Origin of the sequence: Pseudomonas sp. C1C7, from assembly GCF_013359595.1 — a bacterium.
GTDB lineage: Bacteria > Pseudomonadota > Gammaproteobacteria > Pseudomonadales > Pseudomonadaceae > Aquipseudomonas.
This window is the reverse complement of sequence record NZ_JABFMP010000069.1, coordinates 1-16729: the sequence shown is the minus strand read 5'-3', so window position 1 is coordinate 16729 and position 16729 is coordinate 1. Positions and strand designations below refer to the sequence as shown.

At 61.4% G+C, this 16729-nt stretch carries 15 protein-coding genes; 3 read left to right on the top strand and 12 right to left on the bottom strand.

Annotated elements, in window-relative coordinates; all coding sequences use genetic code 11:
* The 9 genes from HNO86_RS29660 to HNO86_RS29620 all read right to left on the bottom strand — a co-directional run.
* Positions 1-454: contractile injection system protein, VgrG/Pvc8 family (locus HNO86_RS29660; RefSeq protein WP_256672838.1), on the bottom strand; the 454-nt coding region annotated here is incomplete at its 3' end.
* Positions 455-456: 2 nt separating this feature from the next.
* Entirely contained in the window at positions 457-3099 is a 2643-nt protein-coding gene (gene tssH / locus HNO86_RS29655; protein WP_175380494.1) for a type VI secretion system ATPase TssH, read from the bottom strand.
* A 149-nt stretch (positions 3100-3248) separates the two neighbouring features.
* A complete protein-coding gene (locus HNO86_RS29650; RefSeq protein WP_175380493.1) occupies positions 3249-3740 on the bottom strand; it encodes an Hcp family type VI secretion system effector in 492 nt (163 codons plus the stop codon).
* 49 nt (positions 3741-3789) lie between these two features.
* A complete protein-coding gene (locus HNO86_RS29645; RefSeq protein WP_175380492.1) occupies positions 3790-5454 on the bottom strand; it encodes an OmpA family protein in 1665 nt (554 codons plus the stop codon).
* A 7-nt stretch (positions 5455-5461) separates the two neighbouring features.
* Positions 5462-6142: a type VI secretion system protein TssL, short form gene (tssL, locus tag HNO86_RS29640; protein ID WP_175380491.1), complete on the bottom strand. Its 681-nt coding sequence runs from the start codon at positions 6140-6142 to the stop codon at positions 5462-5464.
* The gene (gene tssK, locus HNO86_RS29635; RefSeq protein ID WP_175380490.1) at positions 6139-7494 is read right to left on the bottom strand and encodes a type VI secretion system baseplate subunit TssK; all 1356 of its coding nucleotides are present in this window, start codon (positions 7492-7494) and stop codon (positions 6139-6141) included. Before tssK ends, tssL begins: the two co-directional genes overlap by 4 nt.
* A 39-nt stretch (positions 7495-7533) precedes the next feature.
* Positions 7534-9072, bottom strand: coding sequence for a type VI secretion system contractile sheath large subunit (gene tssC / locus HNO86_RS29630; RefSeq protein WP_175380489.1), 1539 nt, complete (start codon positions 9070-9072; stop codon positions 7534-7536).
* Between the two features lie 35 nt (positions 9073-9107).
* A complete protein-coding gene (tssB, locus tag HNO86_RS29625) occupies positions 9108-9611 on the bottom strand; it encodes a type VI secretion system contractile sheath small subunit (protein ID WP_175380488.1) in 504 nt (167 codons plus the stop codon).
* Positions 9612-9922: 311 nt separating this feature from the next.
* Positions 9923-10342 carry an HD domain-containing protein gene (locus HNO86_RS29620; protein WP_175380487.1) on the bottom strand — a complete coding sequence of 140 codons (420 nt, stop codon included), beginning with the start codon at positions 10340-10342 and terminating at the stop codon, positions 9923-9925.
* A 185-nt stretch (positions 10343-10527) separates the two neighbouring features.
* Between HNO86_RS29620 and HNO86_RS29615 the strand changes: the two genes are divergently transcribed.
* A complete protein-coding gene (locus HNO86_RS29615) occupies positions 10528-10764 on the top strand; it encodes a hypothetical protein (RefSeq protein WP_175380486.1) in 237 nt (78 codons plus the stop codon).
* A 199-nt stretch (positions 10765-10963) separates the two neighbouring features.
* Positions 10964-11701: a hypothetical protein gene (locus tag HNO86_RS29610; protein WP_175380485.1), complete on the top strand. Its 738-nt coding sequence runs from the start codon at positions 10964-10966 to the stop codon at positions 11699-11701.
* Between the two features lie 189 nt (positions 11702-11890).
* Here the strand turns inward: HNO86_RS29610 and HNO86_RS29605 are convergent, their stop codons facing one another.
* Positions 11891-12694: a hypothetical protein gene (locus tag HNO86_RS29605; RefSeq protein ID WP_175380484.1), complete on the bottom strand. Its 804-nt coding sequence runs from the start codon at positions 12692-12694 to the stop codon at positions 11891-11893.
* Between the two features lie 475 nt (positions 12695-13169).
* Here HNO86_RS29605 and HNO86_RS29600 point away from each other — a divergent pair, with 475 nt between their 5' ends.
* Entirely contained in the window at positions 13170-14108 is a 939-nt protein-coding gene (locus tag HNO86_RS29600) for an AraC family transcriptional regulator (protein ID WP_178131374.1), read from the top strand.
* A gap of 38 nt (positions 14109-14146) precedes the next feature.
* Here the strand turns inward: HNO86_RS29600 and HNO86_RS29595 are convergent, their stop codons facing one another.
* The gene (locus HNO86_RS29595; protein ID WP_175380482.1) at positions 14147-16066 is read right to left on the bottom strand and encodes a tyrosine-protein phosphatase; all 1920 of its coding nucleotides are present in this window, start codon (positions 16064-16066) and stop codon (positions 14147-14149) included.
* Between the two features lie 384 nt (positions 16067-16450).
* Positions 16451-16729, bottom strand: a 279-nt coding sequence (locus HNO86_RS29590; RefSeq protein WP_175380481.1) for a nucleotidyltransferase family protein, incomplete at its 5' end; no start/stop codon positions are given.

Genomic DNA, 16729 nt, shown 5'->3' with positions numbered 1-16729 from the left:
GATAGGCGAAACCATGGCGGCTGCGCAAAACATGCTCGACGATTTCCGGCACCGATTTGTGCTGGTAGATGCGGTATTGCCGGCCCTTGTCGAGCAGGGCAAGACGGGGTTGCAGGGTGACTTGGTAGCGCGCTTCGTCGCGGGAGGCGGACAGGCGTTGCAGGCCGGTGATTACGCCGTGCAGGGTGCGCAGGGGTTTGACTACAGGCGCCGGTGCCCAGTCGAACACGGGCAGGTTGGAGGGTGGCGCGTGCAGGCTGAAACGGGCAGGCCTGCCGAGCAACCGTTCGGCGGCCAGGTCCTGTTCAGTGCTGGTGAATTCGATGTGGTAGAGGAAGGGTTGGCTGAGGTGCTCCTGGCCGTCGAAGGCGAGGATGTCGAGTGGGGTGTCGAGGTCCTCGACCCAGAGTTTGTGGCGGGTGTGGTCGAAAAAGACCGGTAGTGACTGGTTCATATTCAGACCTCCATGACCAAAGAGGACGCCGTTCGCCCAGCGTCAGTGAAAAACAGGCAGACACCGTGCTCAGCGCTAAACCCCAAGGTCACGCCCTGGGTCCTGTGACCCGCTGCCTGACGCTGCAACAGCTGCTGACTAAGCACCGGCAATATCTGCTGGTTGAGCAGGCTGTCGATGTTGCGTGCGCCGGAGTCTGGCAGCAGGCAGGCGGCGACCAGGGCGTCGTTGAGGGAGTCTTCGATGTGGCAGCTCAGGCCGTAGTGGCGTTGCAGGCGTTGGGCGACTTTCGCAAGCTTGAGGGCGACGATGCGTTTGAGGGCGCGGGCGTCCAGCGGGCGATAGATCAGGGTTTGGAAGCGGGCCAGCAAGGCCGGCTGGAAGTGTTCGCGCAGGATCGGGCGCAGCCACTCTTGCAGGGTGCTGTCCGGCGCATCGGGCTGCGCTTGCAGGCCGGCTTGCAGTTCGTCGCTGCCGAGGTTGGAGGTCATGAGGATGACGGTGTTGCGAAAGTCGATCTCGCGGCCCTCGCCGTCGCGCATGAAGCCGCGATCGAAGACTTGGTAGAACAGATTGAGCACGTCGCGGTGGGCTTTTTCCACTTCATCGAGCAGCACCACGCTGTAGGGGCGCTGGCGCACGGCTTCGGTGAGCACGCCGCCCTGGCCATAGCCGACGTAACCCGGTGGCGAACCCTTGAGCTGGCTGACGGTGTGGGCTTCCTGGTATTCGGAAAGGTTGAGGGTGATCAGCGACTTTTCGCCGCCGAACAGGCAGTCGGCCAGCGCCCGCGCGGTTTCGGTTTTGCCGACGCCACTGGTGCCCACCAGCAGGAAGACACCCAGCGGCGCCTGTTCTTCAGTGAGGCCGGTTTTGGCGGCGCGCAGGCGTTGGGCCAGGGCGCCGAGCGCGGTCGGTTGACCGATGACCCGCTCTCCCAGTTGCTGTTCCAGCGCCAGCAGGCTTGCCTGTTCGTCCTTGAGCAGGCTGCCCAGCGGCACCCCGGTCCAGTCGGCGATCACTTCGGCCACGCTGCGCGCGCTGACGTCGAGCGAGAGCATCGGCTGATTGCCCTGGAGCTGGCTCAGGCGTAGTTGCAGCACCGCACAGTCGTCGGGGCGTGGGGGTTCGGCCTCGCGTGCGTCGAGCAGTTCGCGGGTCAACTCGAGCTCTTGCCGGTATTGCCCGATCAAGGCGGTCTGCTCTTGTTGCAGATCGGCCTGTTGCGTGGCGATGATCGTCAGTCGCTCGCTCACCGCGGTGACACTGAGTTGCGCATCTTCTTCCAGCGCCTGGTACTCCAGGTCCAGCGCGGCCTGGCGGGACTTGAGTCGAACCAGCGCCTGCGGTTCGCAATCGAGGCTCATGCGCACCCGCGCGCTGGCGGTGTCAAGCAGGTCGACGGCCTTGTCCGGCAGTTGCCGGCCCGTCAGGTAGCGCCGCGACAGGCTGACCGCCGCCTGCACTGCCACATCCTGGATGTGCACGCCATGGTGGCTGGCGTAGCGAGCCTTGAGACCGCGCAGCATCAGGCACGCGCTGGCATCGTCAGGCTCGTCGACCTTGACCTGCTGAAAGCGTCGCTCCAGCGCGGCATCGCGTTCGAAATACTGCTTGTACTCACGCCAGGTGGTCGCGGCGACGGTGCGCAGTTCGCCTCGGGCCAAAGCCGGTTTGAACAGGTTCGCCGCGTCCGCCCCGCCCGCCTGGTTACCGGCGCCGATCAGGGTGTGCGCCTCATCGATGAACAGCAGCACCGGGTGCGCGGACTGTTGCACCGCGTCGATGACATTTTTCAGGCGTTGTTCGAATTCACCTTTGACCCCGGCGCCGGCCTGCAACAAACCCAGGTCCAGGGTGCGCAGGCTCACCGGTTTGAGGCTGTCCGGTACGTTGCCTTCGGCGATACGCAAGGCCAGGCCTTCGACCAGCGCGGTCTTGCCCACGCCGGGTTCGCCCACCAGGATCGGGTTGTTCTTGCGTCGACGCCCGAGAATGTCGATGACCTGGCGAATTTCATCGTCGCGACCGAACACCGGGTCGATCCGCCCTTCCCTCGCCTTGGCGGTGATGTCCTGGGTGAATCTGTCCAGTACAGCCTGCAAGGCCTCGTTGGCCGGTACGTTCGGCAGTGAATCGGTGGGCGAAAGCAGTGACGCTTCCAGCTGCGACCGAGGACGTTCTTCGGAGTGCTCATCGAGCACTACCAATACCTGCTGCAATTGGCTATCGCTGAGACTGAGCAGCGGCCAGGCCGCTTCGCACGCCAGCAGTTTCGGGCTCTCCAGCAGTGCGCCGAGCAAGTGGGCCGAACGCAGGTGGTCATGGCCCTCCAACGACGCGCGCAACCAGGCGCTCTTGATCAACTCTTGCAACTTGCCACACAACTGTGGCTTGCCTTGCACGCTGCGCGGCAGCGTGTCGAGGTGGTCCAGCAAGCCGCGCCACAGTGCGTCCATGTCCCATTCATAGCGACGGGCGATCAGGGTCAGGTCGCCCTCGCCCAGCTCGAGCAACTTGAGCAGCCAGTGTTCGATGCTGATGAGCGCGTGGGCGCGGCTTTGGCACAGCGAAGCCGCCGCGCTCAGGGCCTGGGCGCAGTAGGGATTGAGACGGCGAAGCAAGCGGGTGGATTGTTGGGCCATGGGATACGTCCTTGTGCTGGATGTCCAGCGTGCAGTCGGTCAGGCAAATGGAAAGTGTGCGGATGTGCCGGGGTGAGCGTCCGCGTGCAGGCGCTCAACCCGGCACACCGGAACCGGCAGGCAAAAGCCTGCCTGCCGGTCAGTGCGCGTCAGGCGCCCTTGCGCTCGCTCCAGGCGTCGGAGTGGGTGAGGTTGCCTTCCTTGAAGGTCCAGGTGACCTTCTCGTAACGCAGTTCGATTTGCTCAAGGTGGTTGTGCTTCTCCCTGGTTGGGTCTTTCACGTCGTGCATTTTCGGCGCGACTTTCACCACCTTCACGTTCTCCAGCAGGGTATTGAAGTACTCCACTTCCTGGCCGGCATCGTCGATCCGGTACCACTTGAACTCGGCGCTCTTGAGGGTCTGGCCGGTGGACACGGCCTTGTACAGGTAGGGACTGGAGGCATCGATTTCCTTGCTGAACACGAACGGGGTGTGGACCCGCGTACCGGTCAACTTGCCGGTGTTGTTATCGGTGGGGATGTACAGGCTGTGGTCCTGGGCGACCACTTCGACGCTGCCTTCGCGCTGTTGCACGTCCACCGAACCTTTGATGTCCGCGCCGCCGTCGTCTTTCAGCCACAGGTAAACGGGAATTGCCATTTGAAGCTCCTTTTCTAGGGTCGTGAATGCCGCCGGTGGCGGCTGGTTTTCAGCCTGCTTGCGTCGTGGGAGGCACGCAGGCCCCCACCTCGGGAATCAGGCGAATGTCGACGCGGCGATTGGCCTGGCGTCCTGCCTCGGTGTCATTGCTGGCGATGGGTTGACTGGCGCCGAAGCCCTGCACAGCGAAACAGCTGTCCGGGATATCACCCATTTGCCGCATCCAGCTGTGAACCGCCGCCGCGCGGTTTCGTGACAGTTGCAGGTTGTGCTCGGCGCTGCCGCTGGCATCGGTGTGCCCGGCAATGACAATCAGCCAGCCGGGTTGGGCCTTGATGTCGACCAGGGCATTGATCAGCACCTTGGCCGAATCGGGCTTGAGCTCTGCGCTGCCGCTGCTGAACAACGAGAGGCTGTCCAGGCGTACGGTGGTGGCGTTAGCCTTCACGGGCTGTCGGTGAGCGCCAAGCACCGCCAGCACATGCTCGCGCAGGGGGTCGCCGCGATACAGGCCAAAGCCCAGCGACAATGGCGCGCCATGGCGGTAGTACTCGTCCAGGCGCAAAGCCACCTGGCGCAATACGCTCGCGGCCTCTTCCCGGCGAACGAAGTCGCTGAGGGGGATGGACGCGTATCGACGCAGGTCATCACTGACCTGCCGCGCCAGCAGGGTGTTCTGCCAGGCCGAACTGGCCAGCGCGATCAGACCGGCCGCCGTGAACAACCACAGGGCAACGACGCTGGCGCGGCGGTTTGGCGCGTAGCGGGTGTCGCTGACCAGCAGTGCCAGTAAGGGATCCGGGAATGGCAAGGCCTGTGAATTTGCGGGCGGTTCCGGGCTGATCAGGGCAACCTTTTCCCGCAACCATTTCTGCCACAGATTGCCCTCTGCTGTGTGAGGCAGTGACGCAACCAGGGTAATGGCGCTGGCCACCACTTCGGTGCCGCAGGTTCCGCCGTCGCGAGCGGTTAGATGGGGCAGCACGGCGTCGGCCATCCAGGTCGCCGCACTGTTCAGCTGGACACTGGTGTGCAAGCGCGAAGTGCGAGTGGCACGGTCTGCGGTTTGACTCTGCCAATCATCCAGCCCGACGCAGGCGCCCTCCTCGCGCACCTGCGGACTGACCTGGCCGTCCTCCCAACTGAACCAGGGCCCCTCGCCTTGCGTGGCTTGCAGGTAGCTCACCAGCAGCAGCGGCAAGGCAATGCCCTGCTTGCGCACCCGCATCCATTGATGGCGCAAGGCGCGCACTCGTCCTGCCAGGACTTCGCCGTCGGTATGGGACTGCGGATTGACGATGTACGTGACGCTCAGTTGCCGGCCCCAATCCGAGCGCGAGGCGATCAGGCTGTCGACCACCTGCGGCAGCAGCTCCACGTCAGGCACCCGCACATAGCAGCCCTTGCTGGTGATGCGCAGGGCCAGTTGCTCGTCCGGCACCGCGCCGAACAGACCGGCCAGGCCATCACCACAGACCAGCACCACTGGCTGACGCCAGGATGCCGGGGGCAACGACAGATTGTTGCCGATCACCAGCGTTTCGCGCTGGCGTGCCGCGTTCTCGCCGATGCGTTTTCCGATCAGCAGGACGCCAGCGATCACAGCCAGAATCGCCAGGGTGCGCGTCCAGACGGGCAGCGGAATGATCAGCAGCAGCGCGACGGCGAGGATTCCAGCCCAACGCCAGAGGCCGCGTTTGAGTTTGAACGTCATATCGGCCTCACGCCTCAGGCACGAGGGTGGCGACCCAACCACCGACCAGATAATCGAGCCCCCACCAGGTCGCTGCGAGTACAAGCCCTGCGGCAAACACCTGGCCGAGCGGCGCACGCAGCCAGGACAATGCTGCGCCTCGGGATCTGGCGACGACTTGCGTGGGCAGGGTCTCGCTGAGCTGCAGCGGCGCGACCCAGGCACTCAAATCGGCCAGCAGCTGTTCACGCTCGGGGTCATTGATGTCGCGATAACGCCCCTGGAAACCGAGCATCAGCACCCGGTGGAAAGCCGTCAGTACGTGCAGGTCGGGCGCGGGCTCGCGCAGCACTTCGCGCATGTCCTCGTACAGAAACTCTCCGGCCTGGTGCCGGTTGAAAAACTTCGCTTGCAGAGGCTCGCTGGCCCATGTGGTGTGGTCACCGTCCTTGGCACAGCTGAGCACCGTTTCGTCGAGCAACGCGCATTGCGCGTGGCTGATGTGATCGATGCTGCGCTGGCTCAACCCTGACTGCTCGAGCCGCTGCCGCACGTACTCGACCTGCTGGATGCACAACGCCACGAATGGTTCGCTGCTGTCGATCACGGCTTTTTGCCGCAGCTCGACCACCAGCAAATAGCTGTCTTGCAATAACGAGTCAATGGCCATCGCGCAAGCGAGGTGTTTGTTCGATACGTTCGTTTTCATGTGCGCAGTACCGCGAAGAGTTCAAGTTTGACCTCGGCCAGGGTGCCGGGAACGTAGAAGGCACAGGTGCCCGAAGCCAGCATGGCCTTGCCCTTCTCGTGGCTCAGATCAAGGGCGAAGTACTGGTTTTCCAGACGCAGGGGAATGGCCGCCGGTACGTGACTGAGCGATTGCAACGGCACGCCATCGAGCGCGGCATTGACCAGCTGATCGAGATCATCCGGCGCACCGATCTTGCACAGGCGCGGGAACTGCTTTTGCAATTGCGCGGCAGGCATACGGCTGCGCACCGACAGATAGAAATCGGCGCTGTCAGGCTCACACAGGCGACCATCGTTGAGTTTGACCTTCCAGCGGTTGGCACCGTCCGCCTCCAGCGCAAGGGCAATGACCCGCGAAGGCAGGCTGGCCTCCAGCAATCGGGAGACCAGGTTCAACAAGGGTGGGAATACACTGTCCAGGTGTAGGTGACGGTAAGACGGGATCTGCTCGATATCGTGTTCCAGCGAAAAGGTCAGCAGGCTGCCGGCCAGTTTCGACAGTTCCAGATACACCTGCTCCGGATGCCGCGCCGGCCAGGCCTTAAGATCGGCCAACACCGGCTGGTAAGTGTTCAAGGCATTGAGCAGCCAGAACAACGACACATCGGCGACGGCGAAGTCAGCCATGCGCTGGTTGCTCTCGCGGCGCATGCCCATCAGCCGCTGACGCTTGGCGGACAATTGCGTGAACAGATTGTCCAGTTGCACCAGCAACCCCGGATGCGCCGCGAAGCTGAGCAATGGCGGTACATAGTCGGGGTCCAGGTTCCAGTCCCCCTGTCCGTCTCGCACCAGGCACGCGATCGGGCACGTCAGGTAATCGCCGTTATCGTCTTTCTCCAAGCGCAGGCTCAGTACGTGCTCCAGCACGCCCACCGATTGCGTTTCGTCACCAAAGAGGTCCTGCACCTGACGCCAGTCCTGGCGATAACGCGTAGGCCGATCGGCCTTGGCGGAATCGAACTGGCAGTTGTTGCCATTGGCCTTTTCCAGCGGCAAGGCCAACAGCACCGTCGCCTTCTGAACGTCATCGGCCAGTAGCCGGGCCAACTCGAGCCCCTCAGGAAGACGATCCACATGATCGCTATCGATCAATGTGCCGTCGGGCATGCGCAGGCGCAGCTGCGTGGGCTTGAGTTTGCCCAGACGCAAGGCCTGCACATCAAACGCTACAGCCTGGACACCCCAGGGGTGGACCAACGACAAATGCGCCAGTCCCTCATTGGCCCAGGCCTCCCAGCGCGCCTGCTGTTGAAATTGCTGCGGCGACAACAAAGCCCCCGCGGCCCACAAAGGGCGATCGATCTTCATGAGGTCGTATCCCTACGAATTGACTTTGAGTTGAACAGTTCAGGCCTTGGCCTTGGGCATCTGCGAGACCAGCGACAAATTGACGTCCATGCCTTCCACCTGGAAGTGCGGCACGGCATACAACTTGACGCGGAAGAAGCCCGGGTTGTCCTCGATGTCTTCCACGGTCACCTTGGCGTCACGCAGCGGGTGCGAGGCCTGCAGGTCGTCGCCCGGATTGGTCATTTCGGTCACCAGTCCACCGACCCACTTGTTCAGTTCCAGCTCCAGCAGACGACGATCCTTGGTGGTGCCGATGTTCTCGCGCTGAATCAACTTCAAGTAGTGCGCGATGCGTGAAAGCAGGAAGATGTAAGGCAACCGGGAGTTGATGCGGCTGTTGGCCGTGGCATCGGGGGTGTCGTACAGCGCCGGTTTCTGTGCGGAGTTGGCCGAGAAAAAGCAGGCGTAGTCGCGATTCTTGTAATACGAGAGCGGGATGAATCCGAGGTTGGCGAACTCGAATTCTCGGGTTTCCGGAATCATCACCTCCGACGGAATCTTCACCTGATTACCCGTGCCCAGATCGTACAAATGGATCGGCAGATCGGTGACCGCGCCACCGGACTGCGGCCCACGGATTTGCACGCACCAGCCGTTGGCGATGAAGCTTTTCACCATGTTGGCGGCGAAGGCGAACGAGGCGTTGGTCCACAGGTATTTGTCGTGGTCCGGGCCTTTTACGCTTTCGATGTAGTTGAAACTGCGCACCGGGATTGTGTCCGGCCCATACGGCAGGCGTCCCAACACACGCGGCATGAGCAAGCCGATGTAACGGGCATCGTCACTGTCGCGGAACGACTTCCACTTGATGTATTCGGCACGGTCGAAGTAGTTGCCGATATCCTTGATGGCCGCCACTTCTTCCATCGACTGCTTGCCGAAAAAGGCCGGGCCGACCGAGCCAATGAACGGCATGTGCGCAGCCGCCGCCACTTTGGAAATATTGCGCAGCAGGGCAATGTCCTGAGGACTGCGGTCGAATTCGAAGTTGGAAATGGCCGCGGCAATCGGCTCGCCGCCCGGCGTGTCGTATTCCTGAATGTAGGTGTGTACGTACAGGCCGCTTTGCGCGATTTCCGGCGCATCTTCGAAGTCCTGGACCAGATGCTCCTTGCTGATATCCAGCAGTTCGATACGCACGTTCTGGCGGAAATCGGTTTGATCAATCAGCGACTTCACACCCCGCCACGTGGACTCCACACGCTGGAAATCCGGGTGATGCATGACCGCGTCGAGTTGGCGGCTGATCTGGGCATCCAGCGAGGCGATATGCTCATCCAGCAGCGCTTTATCCAGGCGTTCGATTTTTTGCGATGACTGTTTGAGCAACTTCAAAAAAACACTGACAGCGGCGGTGACCCGTTCATCCGCCGTCGCTTCCGAAAGCGCTTCCGTATTCTGGAAAATTTCGATTCCGGTCAGTGTTTCAACCGGGCTCAGATTGATTTTGCCAAACAGCGTGCTGTACACACCTTTGCTTTCCTCAGACAACACTGTAGTGCCGCGCGAGTGCACGTTGGAACTATCTACCGTCATAGTGAAAACTTCCCTTTAAATGCGATCCTGGTGAACTAACGAACTTCTTGCGGAGCCAGAGCCGCCAGTTCGGCTCGCAGCTCGTCACTCAATGCATCATCCTTGAGAATATGCTCCAGTTCCTGGCGGAACGTGGCGTTGTCCAAGAGATTGGACTTGAGGTCGCGCAACAGATTACGCATTGCAAGCAGCGCTCGAAGCTGCGGAATTTGCCGGGCGACCTGCTCGGGCTCGAAGTCCTTCATGCTCTGGAATTCAAGCTCTACCGTCGTCTCGGCGACGTCGTCCACCAAGGTGTTTTCCACTGCCAGCTTCAACGCGGGCGAGAATTCGGCCAGGACGCTATCGAAATTATTCTTGTTGATGTCGACCTTGTTTCGTTCCGATAACCCACGCTGTTCCTTGCCATTGCTGTAGTCGCCCAGCACCATCAATTTCAGTGGCAACTCGATCTTTTTCCGCGCACCGCCAGTATGTAAATCAAGCTTTATATTGACCCGCGCCTTGGGCACTTCGTTTTGAAAACTGTTCGAAGCCATGATTCCTCCATGCAAAATCACAAACCATAAAAAAGTCACAACAAACATGCGTAACGATATTTCCGGCGAGCAAAGATGCACTATCCGATTCAGCCATGCTACCCAAAAACACAGGCCGAGAAGTTTCCTACAAAACGTATGGAGCTATGCCTACATAGCAACTTGGATACATCCGAAATATCATTCAGAAAAGGATTACAACAGCACCGTTAAATAGGTCTTTTTGACTTTCTTTACCACTACCGGTGAAAAAGTTATTACTACACATATCACCGGCAGCAAAGTGTTCGGCAGATTGTTTGCAATAGTGATTAGCGCAACACGCCTATTGCCCGCCGATATTTCTCGACCCGTTCCAGATCATCCCACCCCGGATTGGAAATCCGCGACAGATCACTGTTTTCCTCAAGATCCGCCAATTTCACCACCCGGCCAATCGGGTTCTGCGCCGCGCGGGCAATGAAATCCTCGTAGGCTTCCCCCGGGCGCTTGGTCAGCGAATCGATGGCCGCCAGCACGGTTTCGCTGAAGCCTTCCTCGCGCAGTTCGTCCAGGCCGATGTCGCAGTCTTCGACCACGTCGTGCAGCACCGCGACGATCCGCTCTTCCAGGCTGTCGACCTTGAGCATCACCCGCAGCGCATGGAGGATGTACGGCGAGCCGCCTTTGTCGACCTGCCCGGTGTGGGCGCCGGCTGCAATGGCGATGGCGTGTTCCAGTGTCTGGGTCATTTCGTTTCTCCCTGATTGATACGTTCCGGTTACATCCAGGTGTTGCGCCTGTTACCTCAGCGCCGCGCTTGTCACTTCTGCGCCGCCCGGCCGCCCCCTAGAGTATGGCCGTCGGTGTGAATGCAGGGGCACCGGTTGTCGGCCCTGGTCCACGTCGATCCCTTAATCACGGAAGAGGTGAAATCATGAGTTTCGTCAAAGTGGAAAAAAACCAGGCCAGCGCCCCGTCGGAAGCGGACATGAAGAAAGCCATGGTCGAGTCGGGCGGTGTTCCGGGCGAGTGCACCGGCACCAACGCTGCCCGGACCCTGACCTTCACGGGTGTGATCAGTCACACGGTGTACGAAAACAAACTGATCGAAGTCGCCAAGGGCAAACGCACCAGCTGGAATTTCGTCTGGGCCGACGCGCAGGCCGCCTGATGTGACTGCGGGGCGGCCAAGGGTCGCCCCGCAGCCTTGAACCACTGATACAACCCCGTTACCCGCCTGTAACGCCAAGATACTTAGCTCCCCTGCCCCTCGCGCCTAGAGTGAAGCCCTCGATGAGACGCCGGCTGTACTGCCCGCCGCTCATCGAGCGAATCACAACCAGGCAACACCACCAAGGAAGAGGACCACCATGAGCAAATCCATCGCTGTCAGCCAAACCAGCCAGCAGCTTCACAATGATGTGCAAGAAGCCGTCAAATCGATCATGGGTGCAACGCAACTGAAGTCGTCGGACTACGGAAAAGTCCTGAGGTCCGCCCTGGCGGCTTCGCAGAAAACCGTCACCATCGAGATCGCTCCGGGCGATCTGACCCTGCTCAAGAAGTCGGGCTACAAGCTGTGCTTTGCCAAGAAAGTCGGCACCGCGGACTACAACGTGGTCTGGCAGTCCTATACCGCGTACCTGAGCAACAATGAATTCAGCTGGACCCCGATGTATCAGATGTTCGCTTCCAACGTGTTCAAGGAAAACGTTCAGGTCAAAGTCTCGACCAATATCGTCAACATTGGGCTTGGGCAAACCTCGACCCTCGATGAACACGGCCTGCTGAGCCCGGCGGTGACCGGTGGTCCGGAGGTCTCCATGACCTTCGTCAACGACTACGCGCCGATTCATCCAGGCATCAACCAGCTGTCCACCGGCATCGATGGCAATCAGGTCAGCACGCCGATCTATGTGGCGGTGGATCAGGTGGTCACCGGCAAGACCGTGCTGACCCCCGTGGAAACCATCCTTGTGTGGTTCGAGCAGAACGTACAGACGAGCACCATGTTCAGTACATCTCGCTCGAAGGCGATCGAAATCGACCTGACGTTCGATAACACCGCAGGTCGCCTGTATGAAGGCGGTCAGTGGAAAACCGTTTAGGCGATGCACCGGGGCAACCTTGCGGTTGCCCTGACACCATCCTGTAGCCGCTGGCGAAGCCTGCGTCCGGCTGCGCAGCAGTCGTAGAACCTGAGTGCGAGGTTTACCTGAAACACCGCATCGGCTGATTTCACGACTGCTTCGCAGCCGGACGCAGGCTTCGCCAGCTGCTAGGACACCCGGCGCCTGTCATCCATCAAGTTCCCCACGGGCAAAATACCCCGCCAACGACTGGCAGATCGATCCCGCCAGATCCTCCTGGGTCGCAATCCCGTACGGCTGATTGCGATCGAACTGCGCCGACCAGCGAATCCGCCCCTGCGCCACGTCCACCAGGCGCAACGACGCGCGCACCCGCGCAGGCTCCACCCGCACGCTGCCTTCCAGGCAATAGCTGTAGCGCCCGCCCCGGTCTGTCTCGGCCACTTTGGCGCTGCCGCGGGGCACGCGCATCAGCACATGGCCGGCGCCGGTTGAGGCGTGCTCGAAGCACTCGAACAGGCGGCAACTCAACTCCTCGCACAGGCCGCGGGTAAAGTCATCCCCCTCGCGGGTGAGGCAGGTGAAGGGCTGAATCTGCAGAATCGGTCGGCGTCCGCCAGGGCTCTTGGGCCGCAGCCGTTGATAGGCCAGGCGATAACACCCGGGCGGGATGCTCAGGCGCACCGGGTCCTGCTGGCCGTTGCTGGCGTAGTGCGCGGCGAGCTTGCGCCGCAACCGCCCCACCTGGACCCGCACCACCGGATCGTCCCCGGTGCAATACACCGCCGGGTCGCGCCGGAACACCGCGATGCCGATGGCGTGTTCGGTCAGTGGCGGGCTGGAGGCATGCAGGTCGTGTTCCATCAGAAAGCGCAACAGGCTGCCCATGCGCCGGGACTTGGCAAACAGCGGGCTGCCCAGCAACGACGCCAGGACCCGCTCCATCTCTTGTTGATCGAGCGCGTCGGGAATGGCGTCCGCACTCGTCTGGGCAATGTGTTTGATCACCATCGCCTGCCTCCGTGCAGGTTATCGACAGAAAGGATGTCGTACTCCGTGTTTTCCCTCGCAGCGAGGACCACCGTGGGCACCGGCGCTGCAACGTCCAAGCGTAGCAGCCGTGGGGAGATCGGCAGGCGTTTGCACTGATAGCAACCTGACATCCGACGAACGTTGAAATGAGCGTTTGCTCGCGCAGCGCAAGTCATGAGCCTGTCATTAGCCACTGCTACCGTTCGCAGGTTTGCCCCAATCCCTGCAGCAGCTGGCGAAGCCTGCGTCCGGCTGCGCAGCAGTAAAACCTGAGTGCGAGATTTACCTGAAACACCGCGTCAGCTGATTTCACGACTGCTTCGCAGCCGGACGCAGGCTTTGCCAGCTGCTACACAAAAGCGAGCGTTTACCTCAATCCCGCCAACCGCCCAAGGTGCCACTCCCGGTGTACTCAAGCCCGACCCGCAAGCCCTTCATCCTGAGGTCCGACGACATGAACAGCGACGACTTCGGCGCGCTGTTCTCGACGATGTTCGGCAACCGCTATGGCGACTCGCCGCCCATCCCTCGCCACATCACCATCGGCGGTGTCTACGGCCGGCACGAGGGCTTCAGTTTTCGCCGCATGCATTACCGTGGCGATTTCTCGGTGGAGTTTCCCGCGCCCTTCGACGAGGTCACTTTCGTCATCCCCACCGCCGGCAAGATCCTGTTCAACCACGCCACCGAGTCGGTGGGTTATACCCAGGTGGGCCTGGCCATCGACAAGGCCGATATCCGCTCGATGCGCTTCATCGACGATCACGCCCACCACGGCCTCTCGATCAGCCGGGCACTGCTCACCGAACGCCTGTCGACGCTGCTGGGCAAGCCGATCGTGCACAAGCTGTGCTTCGAGCCGATGGTGGATTTGAATGCCTCGGCCTTCCAGGGCATCCGCGCGCTGGTGGACATGGCCACGGGCAGCGAGTTCGACCTGCTGCTCAATGCCGGTACCCTGATGCCCTCGCGTCTGCGGGAAATGCTGGTGGATGCGGTACTGGAGAGCTGGCCGCACAACTTCACCGACGCCTTGCGCCAGCCGGCGCCGCAGATCGCGCCACGGCATGTGAAGCTGGCGGTGGAATACATTCAGGAACATCCCGAGCACCTGGTCAGCGGGACGGACCTGGCCCGCTTGACCAACGTCAGCCTGCGCGCCTTGCAGGACGGGTTTCAGCGTTTCGTCGGCACGTCGATCGTGGCCTACCAGCGGCAAGTTCGCCTGGAACGCGCCTATGCCGCGCTGACACGCAACGCTGCGCCTTCGGTCACCGATGTGGCCGTGCAATTGGGCTTCAGCAATGTCGGCAGGTTTTGCCAGTACTTTCACAATGCCTATGGCGTCAGCCCGGCGGATGTCAGGAAGGGTTTGCGCACCGGATCATTTTGAAACGCGGGTCGCTGTCACCGCGACCCGCGCAGGCAACGTCAGAACAGATAACTGGCCTTCAGGCTGCCATAACTGCCGTGGCTGTCACCGCCACCGGCGGCACCCACCTCAGCCCCCACGCTCAATGCGCCAAGATTGGCCATCACATTCACGCCACCGCTGAACTGATCGCGATTGTCGAAGGCCGCGCGCTGCTCCACATCCAGCCCCAGCAGATGGCCCTGACTGTCGACTTCGTGATCGCCCAGCACATGCTCGTAACCCACCTGCATACCCGGCACCAGCTGCCAGGCGCCCATGCCGAAGGCCGCGAACGAGGCATTGAGATTCGCCACCGCACTGCGGCGGGTTTCGTTGATGCCGTCGACGTCCAGGGCCAGCTCGCTGCCCTTCTCCTGGAAGCCCGACAGATCAAGATGGCTGACGCGCACGCCCAGGCTCGGCTCCAGCGTCACGCTGTTGACCGGCACCCGATAGCCCAGCGCCACCGTCAGCCCCGAAAGCGTGCCATGGCTGTCGCCCTTGGCCGTGCCCAGGCCACCGCCGAGTTCGCGTTTGCTTTCGTAGTCCAGATAACCGGCGCTGGCGTGCGCGTCGACAAACAGGCCGCGTTCCAGACCGTTGGGTGCATAGCGTGCACCGACACTGAGAAAGGTCAGGTCGGTATCCGCCTCACCACCGGCTCCGCCGACGTTGCCACGGCTGTAACCGAAACCGCCGCGGGCGCTGAGCTGTTCGGAGAAACGCTGGGTGATGCCGACCATCATGCCCTGGCTGTGCTCGTTGCTGCTGGAGGCCCGGGATGAACCGTCGGTGCCCAGATAGCCGGCAAGCGCGGTGCTCCACAGACGGTATTGACCCGCCTTGAGGTCGACGCCGCTGGCAAAAGGCGCCGCAGCCTGTTCGATCAGCGCGTTCTGACGCAGCAGGTAACTGGCCGCATCCGCATGCACCTGCCCGCCGACCGTGGACTCGACCCCGGCGAGGGTGCCAGCATCGATGGCCGATTGCAGGTAATAGTTGTAGGCGCTGTAGGTGCCCGAGAGACTGGTGTTCTGCAACTGTTGCAACAACTGCGCGCCGGCCGCGGCGTTCCCAGCCAGCCCAAACTGCCCCGGCAGGCTGTTGTACTCGACCATCTTGCCGCGCAGCACATAGATGGTTTCCTGGGACAGGCCCAGGCCCTGCTTGAGGTAGTTGTCCATGGTGCCGTATTGCAGCTTGATCTGGTCAAGACCGGCTTGCAGGTAACTGGCATCGACGCCGATCAACGGCGCATAAATGGCCGCCATGGCCGGTGGCATCGCCGCCAAAGTCGCTTGCATCCTCGCGGCGGTGTAGTCGTTGGTCGCCAGGTAGTTGCTCATGATGGTGGCATCGTCGACCCCGGCGATGCTTTGCAGTACGGCGGCGGTCCAGCCGGTGCGGTCCTTGCCGGCGGTGCAGTGGAACAGCGCGGCACCGTCGGCACTGGCCAGTTCGTTGAACAACACGCCCAACTGACCGCGCATGCCGGCATCGCTGACGAAGGCGCGGTTGGTCTCTTGCATCATCGCGATGGCATTGGCGGCGCTGGTGATCGAAATGGTGGTGATGTTGGAACCCGAGGTGGTGCTGCCGATGATGTCGATGTTGTTGTAGGTCGCGCCGGTCAGCAGCGTGTCCGGCGTGGCGGCGATTTCCGCGGGCGTGCGCAAATCGAAAATCGACTTGATGCCCAGGCCATTCAAGGTGGCCAGGTCCGCCGCCGACGGGGTCAGCGCGTTGGAACGATAAAACACCCCGCCGCGCATGGTGCCGTCGTGGGCCGTGGTGTAGGCGGTGGTGATGCCCGCGACATCGCGCAAGTTATCGATGCTCTTGAGTCTTGGGGTGTCGAGCACCACAGGCTCGGCGGCCTGGGCGGCGGCGATGGACAGACTCAGAACGGACAGCGAACACAGAAGACGTTGAAACACGATACAGCCTCATTCAATACGCATTGGGCTGCCTACTATCTGTATCGAAATGCTTTCGAACATGACAAATTCCGGAAAAACGCAAATGGCTGCGCGATGTGTCCGTGAGATTCGCGTTCTGTCCGTGGAGGGTGATTTTTGCTTCCGCAAATGCCGTAGGAAATGTCCGTTTGGGGTCATCGAGAAGCGCGGATTCGACGTGCCGAAGGGCCAATAACGATCAGATCCCCTGTAGCAGCTGGCGAAGCCTGCGTCCGGCTGCGCAGCAGTCGTAAAACCTGAGTGCGAGGTTTACCTGAAACACCGCGCCGGCTGACTTTGCGACTGCTTCGCAGCCGGACGCAGGCTTCGCCAGCTGCTACAGGGATTGAGTGAAAGTGCCGATCACGGTGTCAAAATCTGAAGCCAAGGCCATCGACTCTGATAGCTCCTGGCTTTCTGCTCGAACAAATCCGGCTGCGGGTTTTTCGGGTTGATCCGTAATATCCCCTGCTCGGTATCTTCCAGACCGTTAGGCGCATAGACCTCGCCGGTGTCAACATCCAACCCGATACAAGTCCCAGCCACCAAATAGCGATCCACCCCATCCCGGGATGACTGAAGCGCCGTGCGGCGAAGCCGCACACATCGAGAGGAGGTGCAGCGAAGCAAACCGGAGGCGAT